This window comes from Alteromonas sp. AWM4_230 (genome assembly GCF_056158305.1).
The window spans coordinates 3624095-3641492 of the sequence record NZ_JBSWTB010000001.1 but is presented as its reverse complement, the minus strand read 5'-3'; the positions used below and the strand labels follow the sequence as shown (position 1 = coordinate 3641492).

Genomic DNA, 17398 nt, shown 5'->3' with positions numbered 1-17398 from the left:
TTATAGGCTACAAGCGGTTCGGATTTTTGAGCCTCTCAAAGGGCACTAAAGACCGAGACTTGTGCTGAATATTAACTACAGATAATGCTTTCAAAACCCTTGCGGCTGTCGTTCAGCTCTATACAAGGGCTTTAATTACGCAGGTTTCCGTGTATTAGCAAATGAAATGCGTTTTATGAAGCAGGATACAAGTTAGATAGCGTGTGGCTGTTCTTTGCACCTGTTTGCTGCCATATGCTGCGAGCGCGCTTTACTTCATCGGTAAGTTTTTCTAACGCTTTAGATACTTGTTCAGTCTGAGCACATGTATCAGCTTGTTTGGCTGAAAAGCGCAGTGCGTAAAGCTCATTTACAGCGGTATTAACTCCTTCGAACTGTGAAAGCTGTGCTTTTCCGTTAGTTAGTGCGTTTATCCATTGCTTAAGAGTAAGTGTTACTGAGCTGGTATCTTTTGCTTTTATCACTGCCATCAGTTTTTGATATTGGGCTTTCTCATCAAACTCCGCTGTAGGAATCAGGCGCAGTTTAGGGCCATGAGCATTTCCGATGAACTGAGCTTGTTTAAGTTTTCTATAGGTAAATAGCCACCCGATAAGCGCGACCAGCAAAAGTGCAAGTAGTGCACTGCTCACAATCCAATCAAGCTGTGTTTTTTCACTAATACTAGCGTTATCGGCATTGCTATTAGACGGTTTGCTTTCCTCACCCGAATCGACGTCGGGCTTAACTGCTGCTGACGGTAAATCACTTTGTGCGTCGTTTACCGCCGCAGTACTTGTTGATGGGGCACTGGCGTTTTTCTGGTTGTTGCTGCCAGTCGCCGGTACTACCGTAATTGAACGAGCAGGAATTGTGGCATACTCAGTCTTTTGAGTAAGCGTATTAAACCAAGGAATAGTAATTTCAGGTAAAACAAAGTCGCCAGGCTGTGTTGGAATAATTGCCAAAGACGTTTGGCGCTGTGAAATCAAGCTCTGGTCTTTTTCAACAGTCGTTGTATTTGATTGATCTGGATATAACTTAAAGTTCGGCGGATAAAACTCAGGAATATCAGGAAGCTGTTCTTCTACTACGCCCAATGCGGTTAGCGTAACTATGCGTGTTACCGGTTCGCCTGCGACAAAGTTATCTCCTTGCGGCCACTCTTCGTCAACGCGAACCATTTCAGAAGGCAGCCAAGGATAGTCAATTCCCTGAGGGATAGGCTTGATGTTTACCGTAATGTCAGGACCAACACGATTAATTTGCTGGGTACGATTAAAGAAGCCAAAACGCTGGTTAGTATTAGCTGCCATAACTTCACCGGTAAAGATGGGGCCCCTTAGCGTGAACTCTCCTGAAGCTTGAGGAACAACAGCAAATTGACGCTCAATAATCTGATATCGTCTGCCGTTTACTATATCGGTATACTGTTTATCTTCACCTAGCTGAGTAATTTCCGCATTCTGCATTTCTGGTGCTTGCAGGCTGCCACGCTCAATATTGCTAGAGAGAAAAAGCTTAACAGTGTACAGCAGTTGTTGGTTTAAATAGGCCTCGTTCAAGTCGATATCTGTAGTAACAAAATAGTCGCGGGCCACGTTGCTTTGTTCTTGAACAGGAATAACTTCAACTTGAATAGGCTTTGTCGATTTCCCTTCAATAGCTAATGAAGGAATTGTGAAGGTACCTTCTTTTCGAGGGAATAACGTGGTGGTCCAAACGGTAGTGCGTTTGGTGTCAAAATTGACGATAGACGTTTGGCTACTTACCGATGTCCTGCCCACTACAAAATCTTTCAATAGGGGAGAACTGTCAAATGCATCTCTGTCGGCGCTTCCATCTGCCGTAATGGTTAAACGAATAGCTTCATCTAGCATAACCGGATTGCGGTCAATGGTTGCTTCAACTGAATTTACATCGGCATGAGCAGCCGCGCTAATAAGTAAGGTTAGTAAAAAAATTATTCCTGTAGATTGTAATAAGGCTCTCATCTACCAATCACTCCGGTTTGAAGGCATACGTTGACGCTGACGTTTTTGTGCTTCTAATTGCATTTTTCGTTTTAGTAAGAATGCTGGGTCGTCTGGCACGCGACGCATTAAACCTTCCATTCGCTGTAGTTCTTCTTTTTCTGCATCGGTAAGCTCGGCTTCTTGACCTTGCATTGCCTGCGCTTCCCGCTGTGCTTTTTGTTCGTCTTCTTGAGCTTGCGCACTAGCTTGCTGAGTGTTTTCTTGCTGTGCACTATCACCTTGCTCAGACTGTTCTTGTTCCGCATTTTGCTGCTGAGAGTCTGATGACTCGTTTTGATTATTCATCTCAGTATCATCAGGCTGCGCCGAGTTATCTCCGCCATTTTGTTGTTCGTCATCAGAGCGCTGCTCTTGGTTTTGGTCAGACTGTTGTCCTTCAGTATTGTCTTGCTGGCCATTCTGATCATTCGAACCCTCCTCATTGTTCTGATCTCCTGATTGCTTCTGGTCACTATCTTGCGAGTCACTTTGTTCGCCATCATCACCATTTTCGCTTTGATTCTGGTCTTGCTCTTGTTGCTGCTGTTTCAGTAAATCCTCAACAATTTTTTTATTAATTTTCGCGTCTTCAAACTCAGGTGCCTCGTCTAAAGCCTGCTCGTATTTCTCGATCGCTTCTTCAAGCTTTCCGAGTTTGGCCAATGCATTGCCCTGATTAAAGAGGCTTTCAGCGCCCGGAATATTTTTGTAAGCATTTAAAGCACCTTCATAGTCACCTGACTTAAAAAGGGATGATGCCTTCCACGCTTCGCTATTGAATTGGCTAACGGCGTCTTTGTATTTACCTCTTTGGTATTTATTCAAAGCTTCCTGATCATCATTCATAAATGGCTTTTGCCACCATGCAAGCGGTTCAGGTCTATTTGTCGTTACTGGCGCAGGCTCTTCCGACAGTTTCGTGCTTGGAATAGATTGAGCGCCTTGAGACGTACCTATATTTTGTGCAGCATGGGCGTTTTTAACTATTGAAGGGCTTAGCAGGCCAACCAATACGATAAATACTAATCCGCGTTTAAACGCAAAGGCCGCAAATGGCAGAAGTAGTAGCAATAAGTAAGGGCCAACTTCTTTCCACTGATCTCCCTGTAAATTACTTTCTTCTTCATCCTCTTCACTGCTGCCTTTATCTAGCAGCGATACCGCAGCGAGAGCATCAATGTCACTGTCGTTAGAAGTAAAGGATTCAAAGCGACCACCACTTGTTTTCACTACACCTTCCACCGCGCTTTCATTTAGCTTGGGTATAACGATGCTGCCGGTGAAGTCTTTTAATAGTTCACCGCTTTGCTGCCTAATAGGCGCGCCTTCACTTGTGCCAACGGTAAGTGCATTTACCGTAAAAGGGACAGATGCCACATATTCTTGAAGTTCTTTTTGCTGCTCCAACTCTATACCGTCAGTAATCCAATAGATCATGCCTGTGTTATAACCCGCATTTGTTAACAGTTCAGCAGCACTTTCAATACCCAGCAACGGGTCGCTTCCGGGGACGGGCATTATCTCGGGTGAAAGACTGGGTATTAGCGTGGTAATATTCCCTGCATCTTCGGTTAATGGGCTTATAACAAACGCATCGCCGGCATAAGCAACCAAGCCCATTTCACCCTCGCCGATGGCGTTAACTAAGTCAATGGCTTTGTATTTAGCCCTTGTCAGCCTGTCTGGCGCCATATCGGTTGCACGCATCGAAAGCGACATGTCTATTACGATAACGTGCCCCATTTTTAGTTGATAAACCGGCTGAGGCAGGCGTTCCCACGTTGGGCCGGCGAGTGCTGTAACACTTATTACCCACACAAACGCCAGCATCCACATTGGCGGCTTTACACCCATTTCGGTCTTTCCAATCACCATATGTTGATAAAGGTGAGAAGGGATAACCGATTGCCAGCCAGATTGTTTAGCCGTGGTTTTTCTAATTAAAAGCACAAGCAGCATCAAAGGAACGAGCGCGATAAACCATTCGGGGCGTAAAAAATGAAATTGGTTTAAGAAGTCGAAATTCATTATTTCGTCTCCCTATTTGTTTGAGTTACTTGTGCTGCATTAGCAGAATTTAGCTGTTGCGTTGACGTGTTATTCCGCTTTTGTACGAACCAACGAAATGAAGAAATCGAAATAGTGAGGAAAGCCCAAAGCGCCGACAATAAAATTGCAGCCGCTAGAGGGTAGTAAAACAGCGCGCTCAGTGGACGCATTTTCCGAGTTTCGCCTTCGATAGGCTCAAGTGCATCAAGCTGTTGATAAATTGCCTGAAGCTCTTGGGCATTTCTCGCCCTAAAGTATTGGCCGCCGGTAGCGGTAGCAATATCAGTTAACATGCCTTCATCAAGTTCTTGCGACGGGTTTATCTGTCGGCTGCCGAAAAAGCTTTGAATCAGCATTTTGTCGGCGCCTACGCCAATAGTGTAAACCTTCACACCTTTATTTATAGCCAATTCTTTAGCTTGCTCAGGCGTAATATTTCCTGCGGTGTTTTGTCCGTCGGTAAGAAGAATTAATACGTTATTAGATTCTTCTCGTTCGTCAAAGCGCTTCACTGCTAAACCAATGGCATCACCTATGGCAGTTTGTTCTCCAACTAAGCCAATCACAGCTTCACTGAGAAGCGTAGAAACCGTGTCTCTGTCATAGGTTAGTGGCGCCTGAACATACGCGGTATCGGCAAATAAAATTAGCCCGATTCTATCGCCCACGCGGCGCTGAATAAAGTCATACACCACTGATTTTGTCATGGTTAAACGGTTAACTTGTCTTCCATTTAGCTGCATGTCGTCTATCTTCATGCTGCCAGATAAGTCTACCGCCAACATCATTTCTCGGCCTTCATTCGGTATGCTAACAGGTTCACCTAACCATTGAGGGCGTGCGGCAGCTGTTACCAGTAGTATCCATATTAAGCTACTTGCTATTAGCGGTATTTTGGTTTGTTTCAACTGGGTTTGCTCTGACACATCACCAGGTCGCAAGCTGGGAACCCGCAGCGCGGCCATAGGCATGTCTTGGGCTTTTTTAGAAAGAAGGCGTACGATAATAGGCAGGGGGAGTACGAAGAAGACCCACCACCAAGCAAAATTAAGCATGATGCGGCTCCTTTACATTTTCAGAGGAAAGGCCATTCACCGTCCGCTTATTTTTCGGGAGCTTCGCTTTCGAAAGCCAACTTTTTACCGCCCCTTTGCAGGTTTCAAAGTCACTTGGGTTAGGGTTAGCTTGGTAAACATTGCTTATCAATAATGCTAAGTCACTTTCAAGTTTGTTATCATGGCTTTTTAGCGCAGATGTTAAGAACGCTTGCCATTGTTTGCCGTATAGCCCAGCAACCTGTTGAGTAGAGTAATAGCTTATAGCGGTGCGCTTCAAAATAGAGTTTAGGGCTACCGGCCAATTACTTTGTTGTGCTGAAACTGATTCGAGCAATGCTAATGCTTGCTTACGAGGCTTGTTATGCCGTACATGAGCAGAAATAGCTTTATAGAGACCAAATAACACTAATAAAACCACGACGATAAGTACCCACCAACCCCAATCTAATGGCCAAATACTGACCTCATTGGGCACGCTTATATCGCGCAGCTGGGCGAGGGGGTCTTGCTGCTGAGGCGCTGCCGGCATTTGATGTGCAGGTGGCATCGATTGTACTGACTTTGGTAAAAGGTTTGATAAAAAATGGGTTGAAAGATTATTGCTTTGCATTAATTAAGCTCCAACCGTTGTTCTTGTTGCATGCTTTGAAGCTGTTCATCTAACGGAAGGCCGGCACTCACACTGAATCTGGCGATGTTAATTTTGCGCAACGTATCGTAAATTGCGCTGTTGTGTTCATTTCGCCATTTTAAATATTGCTGTTGTTCGGTATTGTCGCCTAATACCCAGCGCTGTTGATTGTGACCATCTGAAACGCTAACGGTTTGCAGTGAATTGGTTTGTGGCAACGCATGCTCTATCGGGTCATGGATCACGATAGCCCTTACTTCACAATGGCGCGTTAAGTGACTTAAATGCTGAATAGCCTGGGTACTTAAGTGCTGAAAATCTGATACCAAATAAACTAAGCTTCCTGGCCTAGCTAAACGTCTTGCGCGGGCACAAGCATCAGCAAAAGCTTGTTCGTCTTTTGCTTTGTCAGCTTTAGATTGTGTGCTTTGTTCATGTAATGCCATAAGCTCATGACAAACGTGAAGTACGGCTTTTTTACGAGTAAGGGGCTTAATTTCTTTGTGCTGTTGTTGGTTAAATACCAATGCGCCAACCTTATCGCCGCGGGCCGCAGCAGACCAGCTAATCAATGACGATACATGCGCGGCCTGAACTGCTTTGGTAAGCAGCTGCGTACCAAAGGCCATTGAAGGCAGATAATCACAGAAAAGAAAAACCGGGCGTTCCCGCTCTTCCCGATACACTTTGGTGTGGGTTTTACCCGTGCGCGCAGTAACACGCCAATCAATAGCGCGAATATCGTCACCGGGTTGGTAGTGACGGGCCTCGTCAAACTCCATACCTCGGCCTTTGTGCTTAGTCAAATAACTCCCAGCAAGTTTGGCTTGTGGCATACGTTTTGGCGCCAAGCTAAAAAGCTTGGCCAACTGCTGGTAGCGAAGTAACTCTGCACTAGACAGCGAGACACCGTTACATTGCAGCTTACTCAGCTGCGCTTGTACATTCACCATAGCTTAAGGAACTGCGACAGTAGCAACAATCTTATCGAGTACGTCGTTAATCGTTATACCTTCTGCCTCAGCTTGATAAGACAAGATAATACGATGGCGAAGTACGTTATGAACGACGGCTTGGATGTCGTCAGGGCCGACAAAATCTCTACCGCTAAGCCAAGCGTGGGCGCGTGCACAGCGGTCCAAGCTAATGGTGGCGCGAGGACTTGTTCCCATCGCTATCCACTGGCCTAATTCTGCATCAAAATTAGCTGGCTGACGGGTCGCCATTATTAGTTGTACCAAGTATTGCTCTAGCTCTGGTGCCATGTATAAGGACAAGGCTTCTTTGCGAGATGTAAATATATCATCCTGAGTTAGCGTAGGCGGTGTAATAGGCGGCTCTGAAAGCGCTTCGCCTCGAGTTAAGCGCAGTATTTCTAATTCAGTCTCTGCACCTGGATAATCTATGTCTACGTGCATTAAGAAACGGTCAAGCTGCGCTTCAGGTAGCGGATACGTTCCTTCTTGCTCTAATGGGTTTTGCGTTGCCATAACTAAAAATAGCGGGGGCAGGGGATAAGTTTTACTGCCCACGGTAATTTGGCGTTCAGCCATAGCTTCGAGCAGTGCAGATTGCACTTTGGCTGGAGCACGGTTAATTTCGTCTGCTAACACTAGGTTATGAAAAAGGGGCCCTTTTTGAAAAACAAACTCGCCGGTCTCGGGACGATAAATGTCTGTCCCGGTTAAGTCGGCCGGTAAAAGGTCTGGCGTGAACTGTACACGATGGAAATCACCGTCAATACCGTTAGCTAATGCATTAATTGCACGTGTCTTAGCAAGTCCTGGTGGGCCTTCTACTAGAAGGTGGCCATCGGCCAAAAGAGCGATTAGAAGACTTTTGGTTAACGCACTCTGACCAATAATCTGCTGGTCTAAATAAGCGTGTAACTGTTGAAATTGCGCTGCTGCCATAATGCAAAATTTCCGTTTGAGTTCTCGTTATCAGGAAGTGTCAGTTGGACAATGGGGTTAACTAATCTATTAAAATGTGATCGCCTTAGTAAAAAGTGAATTAATTAATCTTACGCTAGTCACACTTTACCTTAGCCACTTTTTACCTTAGCAAGACTGACACAAAACAGACTTTAATTTCGATATAAGGTTCATTCTATCTTTCTTCAAGTCGTTAAATAGTAATAAAAATGCGATATTTGGGAGGGCAATAACAAGTTACTTGGACCACCAGAGCGTATTTATAGGAGGCAAGAGGAAGTTTTGCCGATTGTTTGAGCTGCTCAGGTAAACTTTAGTTTCATTTATATTGCCCTTAGCTCTGCATTATTTGCTATTTTGTTCATTGTTTGTAAAAATCAGGTTTATTACAGGTCAGACCACTTTATAGCAACGAGCTAATCATGAAGTCGGTCATCAATTTAGGTGCATTATGGCAACAAAACAATCAGTTACTACCCGAGAGGGTGATCGCATCGCCATTGTCGCGGGGTTGCGTACTCCGTTTGCTAAAATGGCTACATATTTCCACGGCGTACCGGCTGTTGATTTAGGTAAAATGGTCGTAAACGAACTACTCGTTCGCCATGGTGTTCAAAAAGAATGGGTTGACCAAGTAGTTTACGGTCAGGTAGTACAAATGCCTGAGGCGCCAAATATTGCGCGTGAAATCGTACTCGGTACAGGCATGAATGTTCATACCGATGCTTACAGCGTATCTCGCGCTTGTGCCACGAGTTTTCAGTCTACGGTCAACATCGCTGAAAGCATGATGGCCGGTACGGTTCAGGTGGGTATCGCTGGTGGTGCAGATTCAACATCAGTATCACCTATCGGCGTGTCTAAGAACCTTGCACGTGCGTTGGTGGATTTGCAGAAAACTAAAACACTGGGTCAGAAGCTCAACATCTTCAAGCGCTTAAGCTTAAAAGATTTAGCGCCAGTTCCTCCAGCGGTTGCTGAGTATTCTACAGGTTTGTCGATGGGGCAAACGGCAGAGCAAATGGCAAAAACACACCAAATTTCTCGTGAAGAGCAGGATAAACTAGCTCATCGCTCGCATAGCCTAGCCGCTGAAAGCTGGGAAGCAGGTAAACTGTCTAGCGAAGTGATGACTGCCTATGCAGAACCGTACAAAGGTGCGCTTGAGCGCGATAACAACGTACGTTTCGATTCAAAGCTTGAAAGCTACGCGAAACTTCGCCCAGTGTTTGATAAGAAATACGGCTCTGTAACAGCTGCGAACGCAACACCGCTAACAGACGGTGCGTCTGCTGTGATCATGATGACAGAAAGCCGAGCCAAAGAATTAGGCTATACACCGTTAGGCTACATCAAAAGCTACGCATTCTCGGCAATCGACGTATGGGAAGACATGCTAATGGGGCCGTCGTACGCGACACCTATCGCACTAGACCGTGCGGGAATGACCCTAAATGACTTAACGCTAATTGAAATGCACGAAGCTTTTGCAGCGCAAACCTTGGCTAACGTTAAGATGTTCGCAAGTGACAAGTTCGCCAAAGAGAAACTAGGCCGCGATAAAGCGACTGGCGAAATTGACATGGACAAGTTTAACGTAATGGGTAGTTCAATTGCCTATGGTCACCCGTTTGCTGCAACCGGTACACGTATGATTACGCAAATGCTTAACGAACTAAATCGCCGTGGCGGTGGTACAGGTCTACTGACTGCATGTGCTGCGGGTGGTCTTGGTGCCGCAATGATCGTGGAGACAGAATAATATGAGTCAGGAACAAGAAATGACAAATGAAGTTCAGCCAACATCAGGCGCATTTACGCTAACTAAGCAAGATAATGGCGTTGCTATTCTTAGTATGGACGTACCTGGCGAGAGCATGAATACGCTTAAAGCTGAGTTTGGTGATGAAATATCAGCCATGCTTGACGATATTGAGCGCGATAGCAGCATTAAAGGCGTTGTATTAACGAGCGGTAAGCCAAGTTCTTTTGTTGCTGGCGCTGATATTACCATGCTAGCGGCGTGTAAAACTGCTGAGGATGCAACGACTATAGCAGCTGGTGGACAAGCCATTTTCGATAGAATTGAAAACATGAAGGCTACCTTCGTTGCAGCGATTCACGGCCCTGCGTTAGGTGGTGGTTTAGAGCTTGCGCTTGCGTGTCACTATCGCGTATGTACCGATTCATCTAGTACTCAGGTAGGTCTACCTGAAGTGCAGCTTGGGCTATTGCCAGGCAGTGGCGGTACTCAGCGTCTTCCACGTCTTATCGGTATTCAGGCAGCTATGAAAATGATGCTAACTGGCTCACCTGCAAGGGCCAAGCAAGCCAAGAAATACGGCATTGTTGATGAAGTTGTTCCGCATAGCGTACTTTTGAAAGTGGCAGAGCAGTTTGCCCTTAAACGCAAGCCAGAACGTGAAGCGCCGCAAAAAAGCGCTATGGACAAAATGTTAGAAAAAACGGGCCCAGGCCGTAACATGATGTTCAAAAAAGCCCGTGAAGCAACGTTTGCTAAAACCAAAGGTAATTACCCTGCGCCGGGTTATATTATCGACGTTATTGAAACAGGCATGAACGAAGGCATGAAAGCGGGGCTTAGAGCCGAAGCAGAAGCCTTTGGTAAGCTAGTGATGACGCCAGAATCTTTCCAACTTCGTCAGATTTTCTTTGCTACCACAGAAATGAAGAAAGAAAACGGCGTTGAAGGTGTTAAACCTGAAAAGATGAAGAAAGTAGGCGTGCTTGGTGGCGGTTTGATGGGCGGTGGTATCGCTTATGTAACCTCAACGAAAGCCGGCGTGCCTGTGCGCATTAAAGACGTACGTGCCGATGGCATCGCGAACGCAATGAAATACAGCTATGACATCCTAAACAAAAAGGTGAAGAAGCGTTTCATGCGTAACAGCGAAATGCAGAAGCAGTTAGCGCTTCTTACCGGTACACTGGATTACAGCGGCTACCAAGACGCGGATATCGTGGTTGAAGCTGTATTTGAAGACTTAGATCTTAAGCAGAAGATGGTGGCGGATATTGAAGAGAACTGCAAAGAAAGCACGATCTTCGCTTCGAATACTTCGTCTATTCCAATTACACAAATTGCAGCAAAAGCAGCACGTCCTGAAAACGTGATTGGCCTTCATTACTTTTCGCCTGTAGACAAAATGCCATTGGCTGAAGTTATCGCTCACGACAAAACGTCTGACCAAGTTATTTCATCAACGGTAGAGTTTGCTAAGAAGCAAGGTAAGACGCCAGTTGTTGTTAAAGACGGTGCGGGCTTCTACGTAAACCGTATTTTGGCCCCTTATATGAACGAAGCGGCAAACTTGATTCTTGATGGTGAGCCAATTGAACACATCGACAAGTCTTTGGTTAAATTTGGCTTTCCTGTGGGACCAGTGAAACTACTTGATGAAGTGGGCATTGATGTTGGTACTAAGATTATTCCATTCCTTGTAGAGGCATTCGGCGAGCGCTTCACTGCGCCAAGTGCTTTCGATAAAGTACTGGCAGATGGCAGAAAAGGTAAGAAGAACCAGAAAGGGTTCTATTCTTATGAGGGTAAGAAGCCAGGTAAAGAAGTGGATGAGTCAATCTACGAATTACTTGGGCTATCACCATCTGCCAAGCTAAGCGAAAAAGAAGTTGCTGAACGTTGCGTGCTTATGATGCTAAATGAAGCTGCACGCTGTCTAGACGAGGGTGTTATCCGCAATGCCCGCGATGGCGACATTGGTGCTATCTTTGGTATTGGCTTCCCTCCATTCCTAGGCGGCCCATTCCGCTACATGGACACATTGGGCATTAAGCACGTAGTTGCTCGTTTAAACCATTATGCTACAGCAGTGGGTGATAAGTTTGCACCTGCTGATGTGTTAGTCAAAATGGCAGAAAATGATCAGAAATTTTACGAATAAGTTTATAAAATGTTAAAAACCGGGCTTAGCCCGGTTTTTTTATGTCCAGCGTTTATTTTTGCTGGTTTATTGTTCTATTTTGAGTAGAATTCGCGTGATTAAAAAATAAACGTGTCAAATTGTTGGCGTCGATTATCAGTGGGTTAACTCAAATAATTGATGGAAACAAGAGACTTCGCATTATTAGGTAAAACAGCTGGAGGTAGTGTGATTTCACTCGTAATACTAGGCGTTATCTTTTCTCTGTATTTTTATGTAGAAGCGTTTAAATGGGGAATGAACGCGAAGAAGTGGGCAATAGCGGGTTTTGCGTTAGGTCCAATCTTATTACCTATGTTCTCTATCTCCCGCCACATGCATTGGCGCAACGCGGTAGGGTTTAATAATCTTTGTATTGCAGCGTAGACATACCGATTACGTTACCCACTAACGACGGGCTCTAATTTTCAGATATAAAAAAAGAGAGTATGTACTCTCTTTTTTTGAAAATCGTTTCAACTTCAATTAGAAGCCCACGCCATGACCGGCACCGCCTGTCTTAGGTCTTATATACTCTGGCTGAGTAGTGGTTTCTTTTTGCGACTCAGGAGCTTGTTTAGCGCCTTCTAGTTTGTCGGCAGCAACTGGGGTAGCGGTAGAAAGTACTAGTGCAACTGCGTACTCTTTTAACATGTTGATTTCCTCTGATTATTATTTTGAACGAACAAACAAAGCCGATTTTTTATATTTGTTACCGGCTCCCTAGTAAAAGCTAGATACGTGCCAACATAGACAGGAATGAATATAGTGCTTACAAATCAGAGGTTTATGTTTGTTTGATTATTGTGGTGGAAGTAGAAAAAGCGCTAGCGCCATTATAATGACACTAAAGTCTAATATACGAAGGTTTATGGGGAGATTTTTTGCCCTAGTTTGCCGTTTTAGAGGAAGCTAAAAGCCAATTAATGCCTTCTCAAAGAAAGAAGGGGATTTTAAAACTGGCTATTGCCTAAGAGCGTGTGCAGCTTTTGGTTTTCTGTAAGCAGCTTTTCAAAACGTTCTGCATTTAACGGGCGGCTGTACAGAAAGCCCTGCAACATTTCGCAGTCGTAGCGACGCAGTATCTCTAGTTGAGACTCTTCTTCTACACCTTCTGCTACAACTTTAAGGCCTAAGTTGTGCGCAATGTTGATGATGGCCGCAGCCATATGTCGGTCTACATTGCTTTTTGCAATATCATCAATAAAGGCTTTGTCGATTTTTAAAGTATTTAAAGGGAAGCGTTTTAAGTACGCAAGTGATGAGTAGCCGGTACCGAAATCATCTAGTGCTAAGTGAATGCCCCGCTCGCGTAGTCGCGTCATCATTTGCAGGCCGTTTTCAGGGCTTTCCATCAGCGTACCTTCGGTAATTTCACACTCAAGATGCAGTGGTGACAGACCGACATCGCTTAGTATTCTATTTATTCTGTCGTCCAAATCTGGCAGTTCGAACTGTTTTGCCGAAATATTAACGGCAACACGGCCACTAAATAAACCTTGCTTAACCCAGCGTTTAGTATCGGCGCAGGCCTTGCGAAGTACCTGCTCGCCAATCTCAATAATTTGGCCGGTTTGCTCTGCTAACGGAATAAATTGCCCCGGACTTACTATGCCCTTTTGCGGGTGTTCAAAACGCACTAGGGCTTCCATACTGACTAACTTACCAGAGGCTATATCCACTTTAGGCTGGTAGTAAACGGTGAAAAGGTCGTCTTTGATACCTTGACGGATCAAATTTTCAATTTGCAGCTGCCTAACCGCGTTTTGATTCATTTCACCACTAAAGAACTGATAGCTATTGCCGCCATTATTTTTTGCAAAATACATTGCTGTATCGGCATTTTTCAGCATTTCCTGTGGGGATTCACCATCGTCAGGGTAAAAGGCGATACCAATACTCGCGCCTAGCACAAACTCTTGTTTATTGATAATAAAGGGGCGCGATAAGGTGTCTAACAAGCTTTGCGCATAATGAGTCACTGTATGAATATCGGCGTTATCTTCCATTAAGATACTGAACTCATCTCCGCCAAGGCGATAACAAGTGGCATTTTTGCCGGTAATACGCTGTAGCCGTTTAGCAATTTGTTTAATTAAAATGTCGCCGGTTTGATGGCCCAACGAGTCGTTTATCTTCTTAAAGTTATCCATGTCCAAGCAAAGCAAGGAGTGGGCGCTAGACTTACGCACTAAATTCTGATGACTGGCTTGGAAGAACGAACGGTTAGGGAGCTCGGTCAACGGGTCGACATTGGCAAGTTTTAAAAGCTCTTTTTCAGTACTTTTACGAGACGTAATGTCGCTGAACACCCCGACAAAGTGACTGATTTTGCCGTCTTCATCGTGTACAGCGTCAATATTTAGCTCCATTTCGTAACGTTCACCGTTTACTCGTACGCTCTCTACTTCGCCAGACCAGTTGCCTTTTGATTTGAGGGTTTTCTTAATTTCCTCGGTAAAGGCATCTGGGTATAAATGAAAGTGCATATAGCTAGCAAGCGCTTGGTCACGCGTTTCACCGGTATAGCTGCAGTATGCATTATTAACGCTAATAAACTTGAATTGGGTATTGGTAATAAATACCCCTTCTGAGATGTTCTCTATAGAGCGCTTAAACAAATTAAGCTGTTCTTCAGCTTCTTTTAAGTGGTGAATGTTTTTGAGCGTGCCCGTCATTCGCACCGGCTGTTCGTTGTGGTCGCGCTCTACCACTTTTCCGCGATCTAGTATCCAAATCCACTGATTTTTAAATGTCTTAGCGCGATAGGCTAGCTCGTAAAAGTCACTATCGCCTTCTAAATGTGCTCTTAGCGCAGATTTAACTCGAGTAATATCGTTAGGATGAATATTGGCGTCATAGGCGCCAGTAGTACGAATATCGTCTTGAGGAAAATCTAGTGTGCCCCAGGTGTTTGCTCTGTATACCTGCCCTCGATATACATCCCAGTCCCATAACTCATCGCCAGAGCTCCACAGGGTTAGCTTTAAACGCTCTTCCGACTCTTTAATGGCAAGCTGGTTTGCTTTTCTTATTTGGTATTGTCGTAAAATAAAGGCAAAAATAGCCAATGCAATTAAACCGTAGAAAACAAGGGCTACGGTGTGAAGCCAAGGGGGGCGCTCAATGGTTACTTTCAAATTTCTGCTTTCAGACCAAGCTTTACCCGGCTCTTTCGCTTGCACTGAAAATACGTAGTTACCGAAAGAAATATTGTTAAACTGAGCAGTACGTTCTTTGTCGACGTAAACCCAATCACTTTCAAAACCGGTCAGCTTGTACCTATAGGTTACTTGGTTTGGATAAATCGGATTAACAAGGCCAAAGGAAATACTAAAGCGGCTTTCATCGTGCTTTAATGATAACTGTTCTTCGTACGTGATATTTTCTTTTAACGATAAGTAGCTTGAAGCCTCGTCATTTTCAACTGTTTTGCGTTTGGTCTTAGCCAACGAGCCAAACACACTGACTTGATAAAGTTGAGGGGAAAGAGTGCGCTTTACTTGGTCACTTTCGCTTATAGCCTGCTTTGAAATTTTAACAAAGCCTTTGTTGCCGCCAAAATAAATTGTCTTATCAGAAGTGGCAATCACGGCGCCTTCACCAAGTGAGTTAAATTCTAACTGGGCGTTAGGAATACTATCAGCCTCTCTGAGCGAAGGTAGGTGAACCTTGTGCACGCCCTTTGCATCGGAATACCAAATGCTGTTTCCTACAGCTACTGTTGAAGTTATAAAACCACTTTGGTTGTCTCTTTTTTGTTTATTAATTAGGGTAAAGCTTTTTTTATCTAATTGGATAACGCCATCAGAACGGGTTGTTAGCCATAAGCTTGATGGGGTTTCATGTACGCCATAGACCATGGAGTTTATTCCGTTCGAAGAGTCTAAAGCATTAATGACTTTGCCATCGTTAACAGAGTAAATAACAAGCTTTTCACCCGATCTAAACCAAATGTTATTATTGCCATCCTCATATATGGCTAACATATCCCCCTGTTTTTCTGTTAGTGCTGTATTTAATACTCTGGCGTTTCGAGCTTCCCCTGAAATAGTGTCTATTGAGTATACATGACCAACAGTTACCTGAACCCAAATTACTGAGTCACTTTTGAAGATATAATCAATAAATGAACCTTTGAAATACTCACGAACTAGCGTCAAGTTGTCTCCAGAATCTTTGACCACAAGTAACCCGACAGAGGATGCTATCCAGATATTATCCTGATCATCAATTTCAATATCCCAATAATGAATAGCTGGGTCCATTTCTTCGAAAAAGTCGAAAAACGTAACATTTCCCGTCTCTCGGGATATTTTGCCTAGTCCCTTTTGCTGGGACACTAGGTAAAGTGTCTTGTCGCTGCTTTCTGCAAAGCCCCACAATGTGGAAAAATTGTCTTCACTTTGGCGCTCGGAATTATAAACCGGTTGAAAATGTACGCTGGCATATTCAGGGTGATACTTAAAAGCGCCGCGGTGAAAAGTGGCGGCCCACACCACGCCTGTGCGATCTTCAATCACCCGCATTACTATTGCAGAGGGTATGCCGGTAGTACTGTAGGTGTCTGAGTTTAAATGCAGATAATCAGGGCGATAATCGGGAGATATTGTCGCTTCAGCAGCGTCTGATAATAAAAACAGTCCAATATAAGTGCCCACCCAAATATCTTCACCAACCACAGAGAGTGAAAAAGAATTAACCTCTTCGGTGACTCCCAAGTCATCGCTTTTAATCCGCTTTAAAATACGGCCGTTAGAAGCCAATACAATAAGCCCCTCATTGGTTGCTAACCAATAATTGCCGTTAATTACAGTGATATCGTGCAGTGCACGTATGTCTAAAGTAACACCCCAGGGATTGACTTTGTTTGCGTCGTAAACATCCAGCGTCTCAGTATCTATTAGTGCAGCGCCGAATTTATTGGATCCAACCCATATACGGTTGGCCTCTTCAAAAATCACCTTTATAAAGCTTTCTTCTTTAAAGACTTGAACAAGAACGCTTATTTGTGAAGTTTGTTTTGAATAGCGGTAAAGAAATTTCTTATCCGCGAATAAAATGTCTCCGTTTTTAGCCTCCGAGACTGCAGTGATAAACTCTGTCTTTATCACAGAGTTGTCTTTATTGAAGACTTTGAAGTCGTCTGTCACTGGCTGGTAGAGCGCCAGCCCTGAATGCGTTCCAACCCATAGTTGTCCTTCGGAATCGACAAATAGTGTTTGAATGTAACCGGAGGGTAAGGAGTTGGGATCGACATCTGATGGGTGGTATTGCTTTACGTTATAACCTGAATAGCGGTTGAGGCCATTTGACGTTGCCAGCCAAATAAAGCCCATGTCATCTTCCACGATATCCAAAACTGCGGTGTCTGAGAGGCCGTGTTGCTTATTTAATTCTGTGAAATGAAGATCAGACACTTCTATCGCCTTCGCAGGATTAAAACACATTCCTGACAAAGCCAACAAAAGAAGCAGCATTGAATAAATTAGGGTTGAGCGCACCTATACACCTTTGGCATACGCCATTTATTATTTTTTTACTTGTGACTGGCAGCATCCCTAACGACCAGAACAATAAATATGCCGAATTAACTGAGTCTCCACAAGCACTTTTTAGGGTTTGCAGGGATGATGGGTTACTTATTAAGCAAAACTAAATAAATCCGGTGTCTATTTATCGACACCTCGGTCAAAAACTTGACGTTTATATCTTTTTTAAATCGCTGGTTAGTATGTGTTTTCTATAATGTATTGACAATAAAGGGAATATTGTGGGGAGGTTAACCGCG

General features: G+C 44.3%; 11 protein-coding genes. 3 read left to right on the top strand and 8 right to left on the bottom strand.

The window, feature by feature from the left end; all coding sequences use genetic code 11:
- Positions 1-173: 173 nt before the first annotated feature.
- From ACXACS_RS15705 to ACXACS_RS15680, 6 genes are read right to left on the bottom strand one after another with little or no spacing between them, the layout of a single operon-like run.
- Complete coding sequence (locus tag ACXACS_RS15705; protein ID WP_474807956.1) at positions 174-1973, bottom strand: BatD family protein; 1800 nt, start codon at positions 1971-1973, stop codon at positions 174-176.
- Positions 1974-4022: a vWA domain-containing protein gene (locus tag ACXACS_RS15700; protein WP_474807954.1), complete on the bottom strand. Its 2049-nt coding sequence runs from the start codon at positions 4020-4022 to the stop codon at positions 1974-1976.
- A complete protein-coding gene (locus ACXACS_RS15695) occupies positions 4022-5098 on the bottom strand; it encodes a vWA domain-containing protein (RefSeq protein WP_474807952.1) in 1077 nt (358 codons plus the stop codon). Before ACXACS_RS15695 ends, ACXACS_RS15700 begins: the two co-directional genes overlap by 1 nt.
- Positions 5091-5711 carry a DUF4381 domain-containing protein gene (locus tag ACXACS_RS15690; RefSeq protein WP_474807950.1) on the bottom strand — a complete coding sequence of 207 codons (621 nt, stop codon included), beginning with the start codon at positions 5709-5711 and terminating at the stop codon, positions 5091-5093. The genes ACXACS_RS15695 and ACXACS_RS15690 overlap by 8 nt, the downstream gene beginning before the upstream one ends.
- Complete coding sequence (locus tag ACXACS_RS15685; protein WP_474807948.1) at positions 5711-6685, bottom strand: DUF58 domain-containing protein; 975 nt, start codon at positions 6683-6685, stop codon at positions 5711-5713. The genes ACXACS_RS15690 and ACXACS_RS15685 overlap by 1 nt, the downstream gene beginning before the upstream one ends.
- Positions 6686-6688: 3 nt before the next feature.
- A complete protein-coding gene (locus ACXACS_RS15680; RefSeq protein ID WP_474807947.1) occupies positions 6689-7645 on the bottom strand; it encodes an AAA family ATPase in 957 nt (318 codons plus the stop codon).
- A 472-nt stretch (positions 7646-8117) separates the two neighbouring features.
- Here ACXACS_RS15680 and fadI point away from each other — a divergent pair, with 472 nt between their 5' ends.
- The 3 genes from fadI (at position 8118) to ACXACS_RS15665 (ending at position 11994) form a co-directional block, all read left to right on the top strand.
- Positions 8118-9428: an acetyl-CoA C-acyltransferase FadI gene (gene fadI / locus ACXACS_RS15675; protein WP_474807945.1), complete on the top strand. Its 1311-nt coding sequence runs from the start codon at positions 8118-8120 to the stop codon at positions 9426-9428.
- Positions 9429-9447: 19 nt separating this feature from the next.
- Positions 9448-11589, top strand: coding sequence for a fatty acid oxidation complex subunit alpha FadJ (gene fadJ, locus ACXACS_RS15670; protein WP_474807943.1), 2142 nt, complete (start codon positions 9448-9450; stop codon positions 11587-11589).
- Positions 11590-11796: 207 nt separating this feature from the next.
- Complete coding sequence (locus tag ACXACS_RS15665; protein WP_474807942.1) at positions 11797-11994, top strand: hypothetical protein; 198 nt, start codon at positions 11797-11799, stop codon at positions 11992-11994.
- A 99-nt stretch (positions 11995-12093) separates the two neighbouring features.
- On the opposite strand, the gene ACXACS_RS15660 is transcribed toward ACXACS_RS15665, so the two are convergent.
- Entirely contained in the window at positions 12094-12261 is a 168-nt protein-coding gene (locus ACXACS_RS15660) for a hypothetical protein (protein ID WP_474807940.1), read from the bottom strand.
- Between the two features lie 299 nt (positions 12262-12560).
- Entirely contained in the window at positions 12561-17111 is a 4551-nt protein-coding gene (locus ACXACS_RS15655; RefSeq protein WP_474807938.1) for an EAL domain-containing protein, read from the bottom strand.
- Positions 17112-17398 lie beyond the last annotated feature (287 nt).

Coding starts and splice junctions, on each gene's coding strand:
- ACXACS_RS15705 (WP_474807956.1), bottom strand. CDS start 1,973: ATGAGAGCCTTATTACAATCTACAGGAATAATTTTTTTACTAACCTTA.
- ACXACS_RS15700 (WP_474807954.1), bottom strand. CDS start 4,022: ATGAATTTCGACTTCTTAAACCAATTTCATTTTTTACGCCCCGAATGG.
- ACXACS_RS15695 (WP_474807952.1), bottom strand. CDS start 5,098: ATGCTTAATTTTGCTTGGTGGTGGGTCTTCTTCGTACTCCCCCTGCCT.
- ACXACS_RS15690 (WP_474807950.1), bottom strand. CDS start 5,711: ATGCAAAGCAATAATCTTTCAACCCATTTTTTATCAAACCTTTTACCA.
- ACXACS_RS15685 (WP_474807948.1), bottom strand. CDS start 6,685: ATGGTGAATGTACAAGCGCAGCTGAGTAAGCTGCAATGTAACGGTGTC.
- ACXACS_RS15680 (WP_474807947.1), bottom strand. CDS start 7,645: ATGGCAGCAGCGCAATTTCAACAGTTACACGCTTATTTAGACCAGCAG.
- fadI (WP_474807945.1), top strand. CDS start 8,118: ATGGCAACAAAACAATCAGTTACTACCCGAGAGGGTGATCGCATCGCC.
- fadJ (WP_474807943.1), top strand. CDS start 9,448: ATGACAAATGAAGTTCAGCCAACATCAGGCGCATTTACGCTAACTAAG.
- ACXACS_RS15660 (WP_474807940.1), bottom strand. CDS start 12,261: ATGTTAAAAGAGTACGCAGTTGCACTAGTACTTTCTACCGCTACCCCA.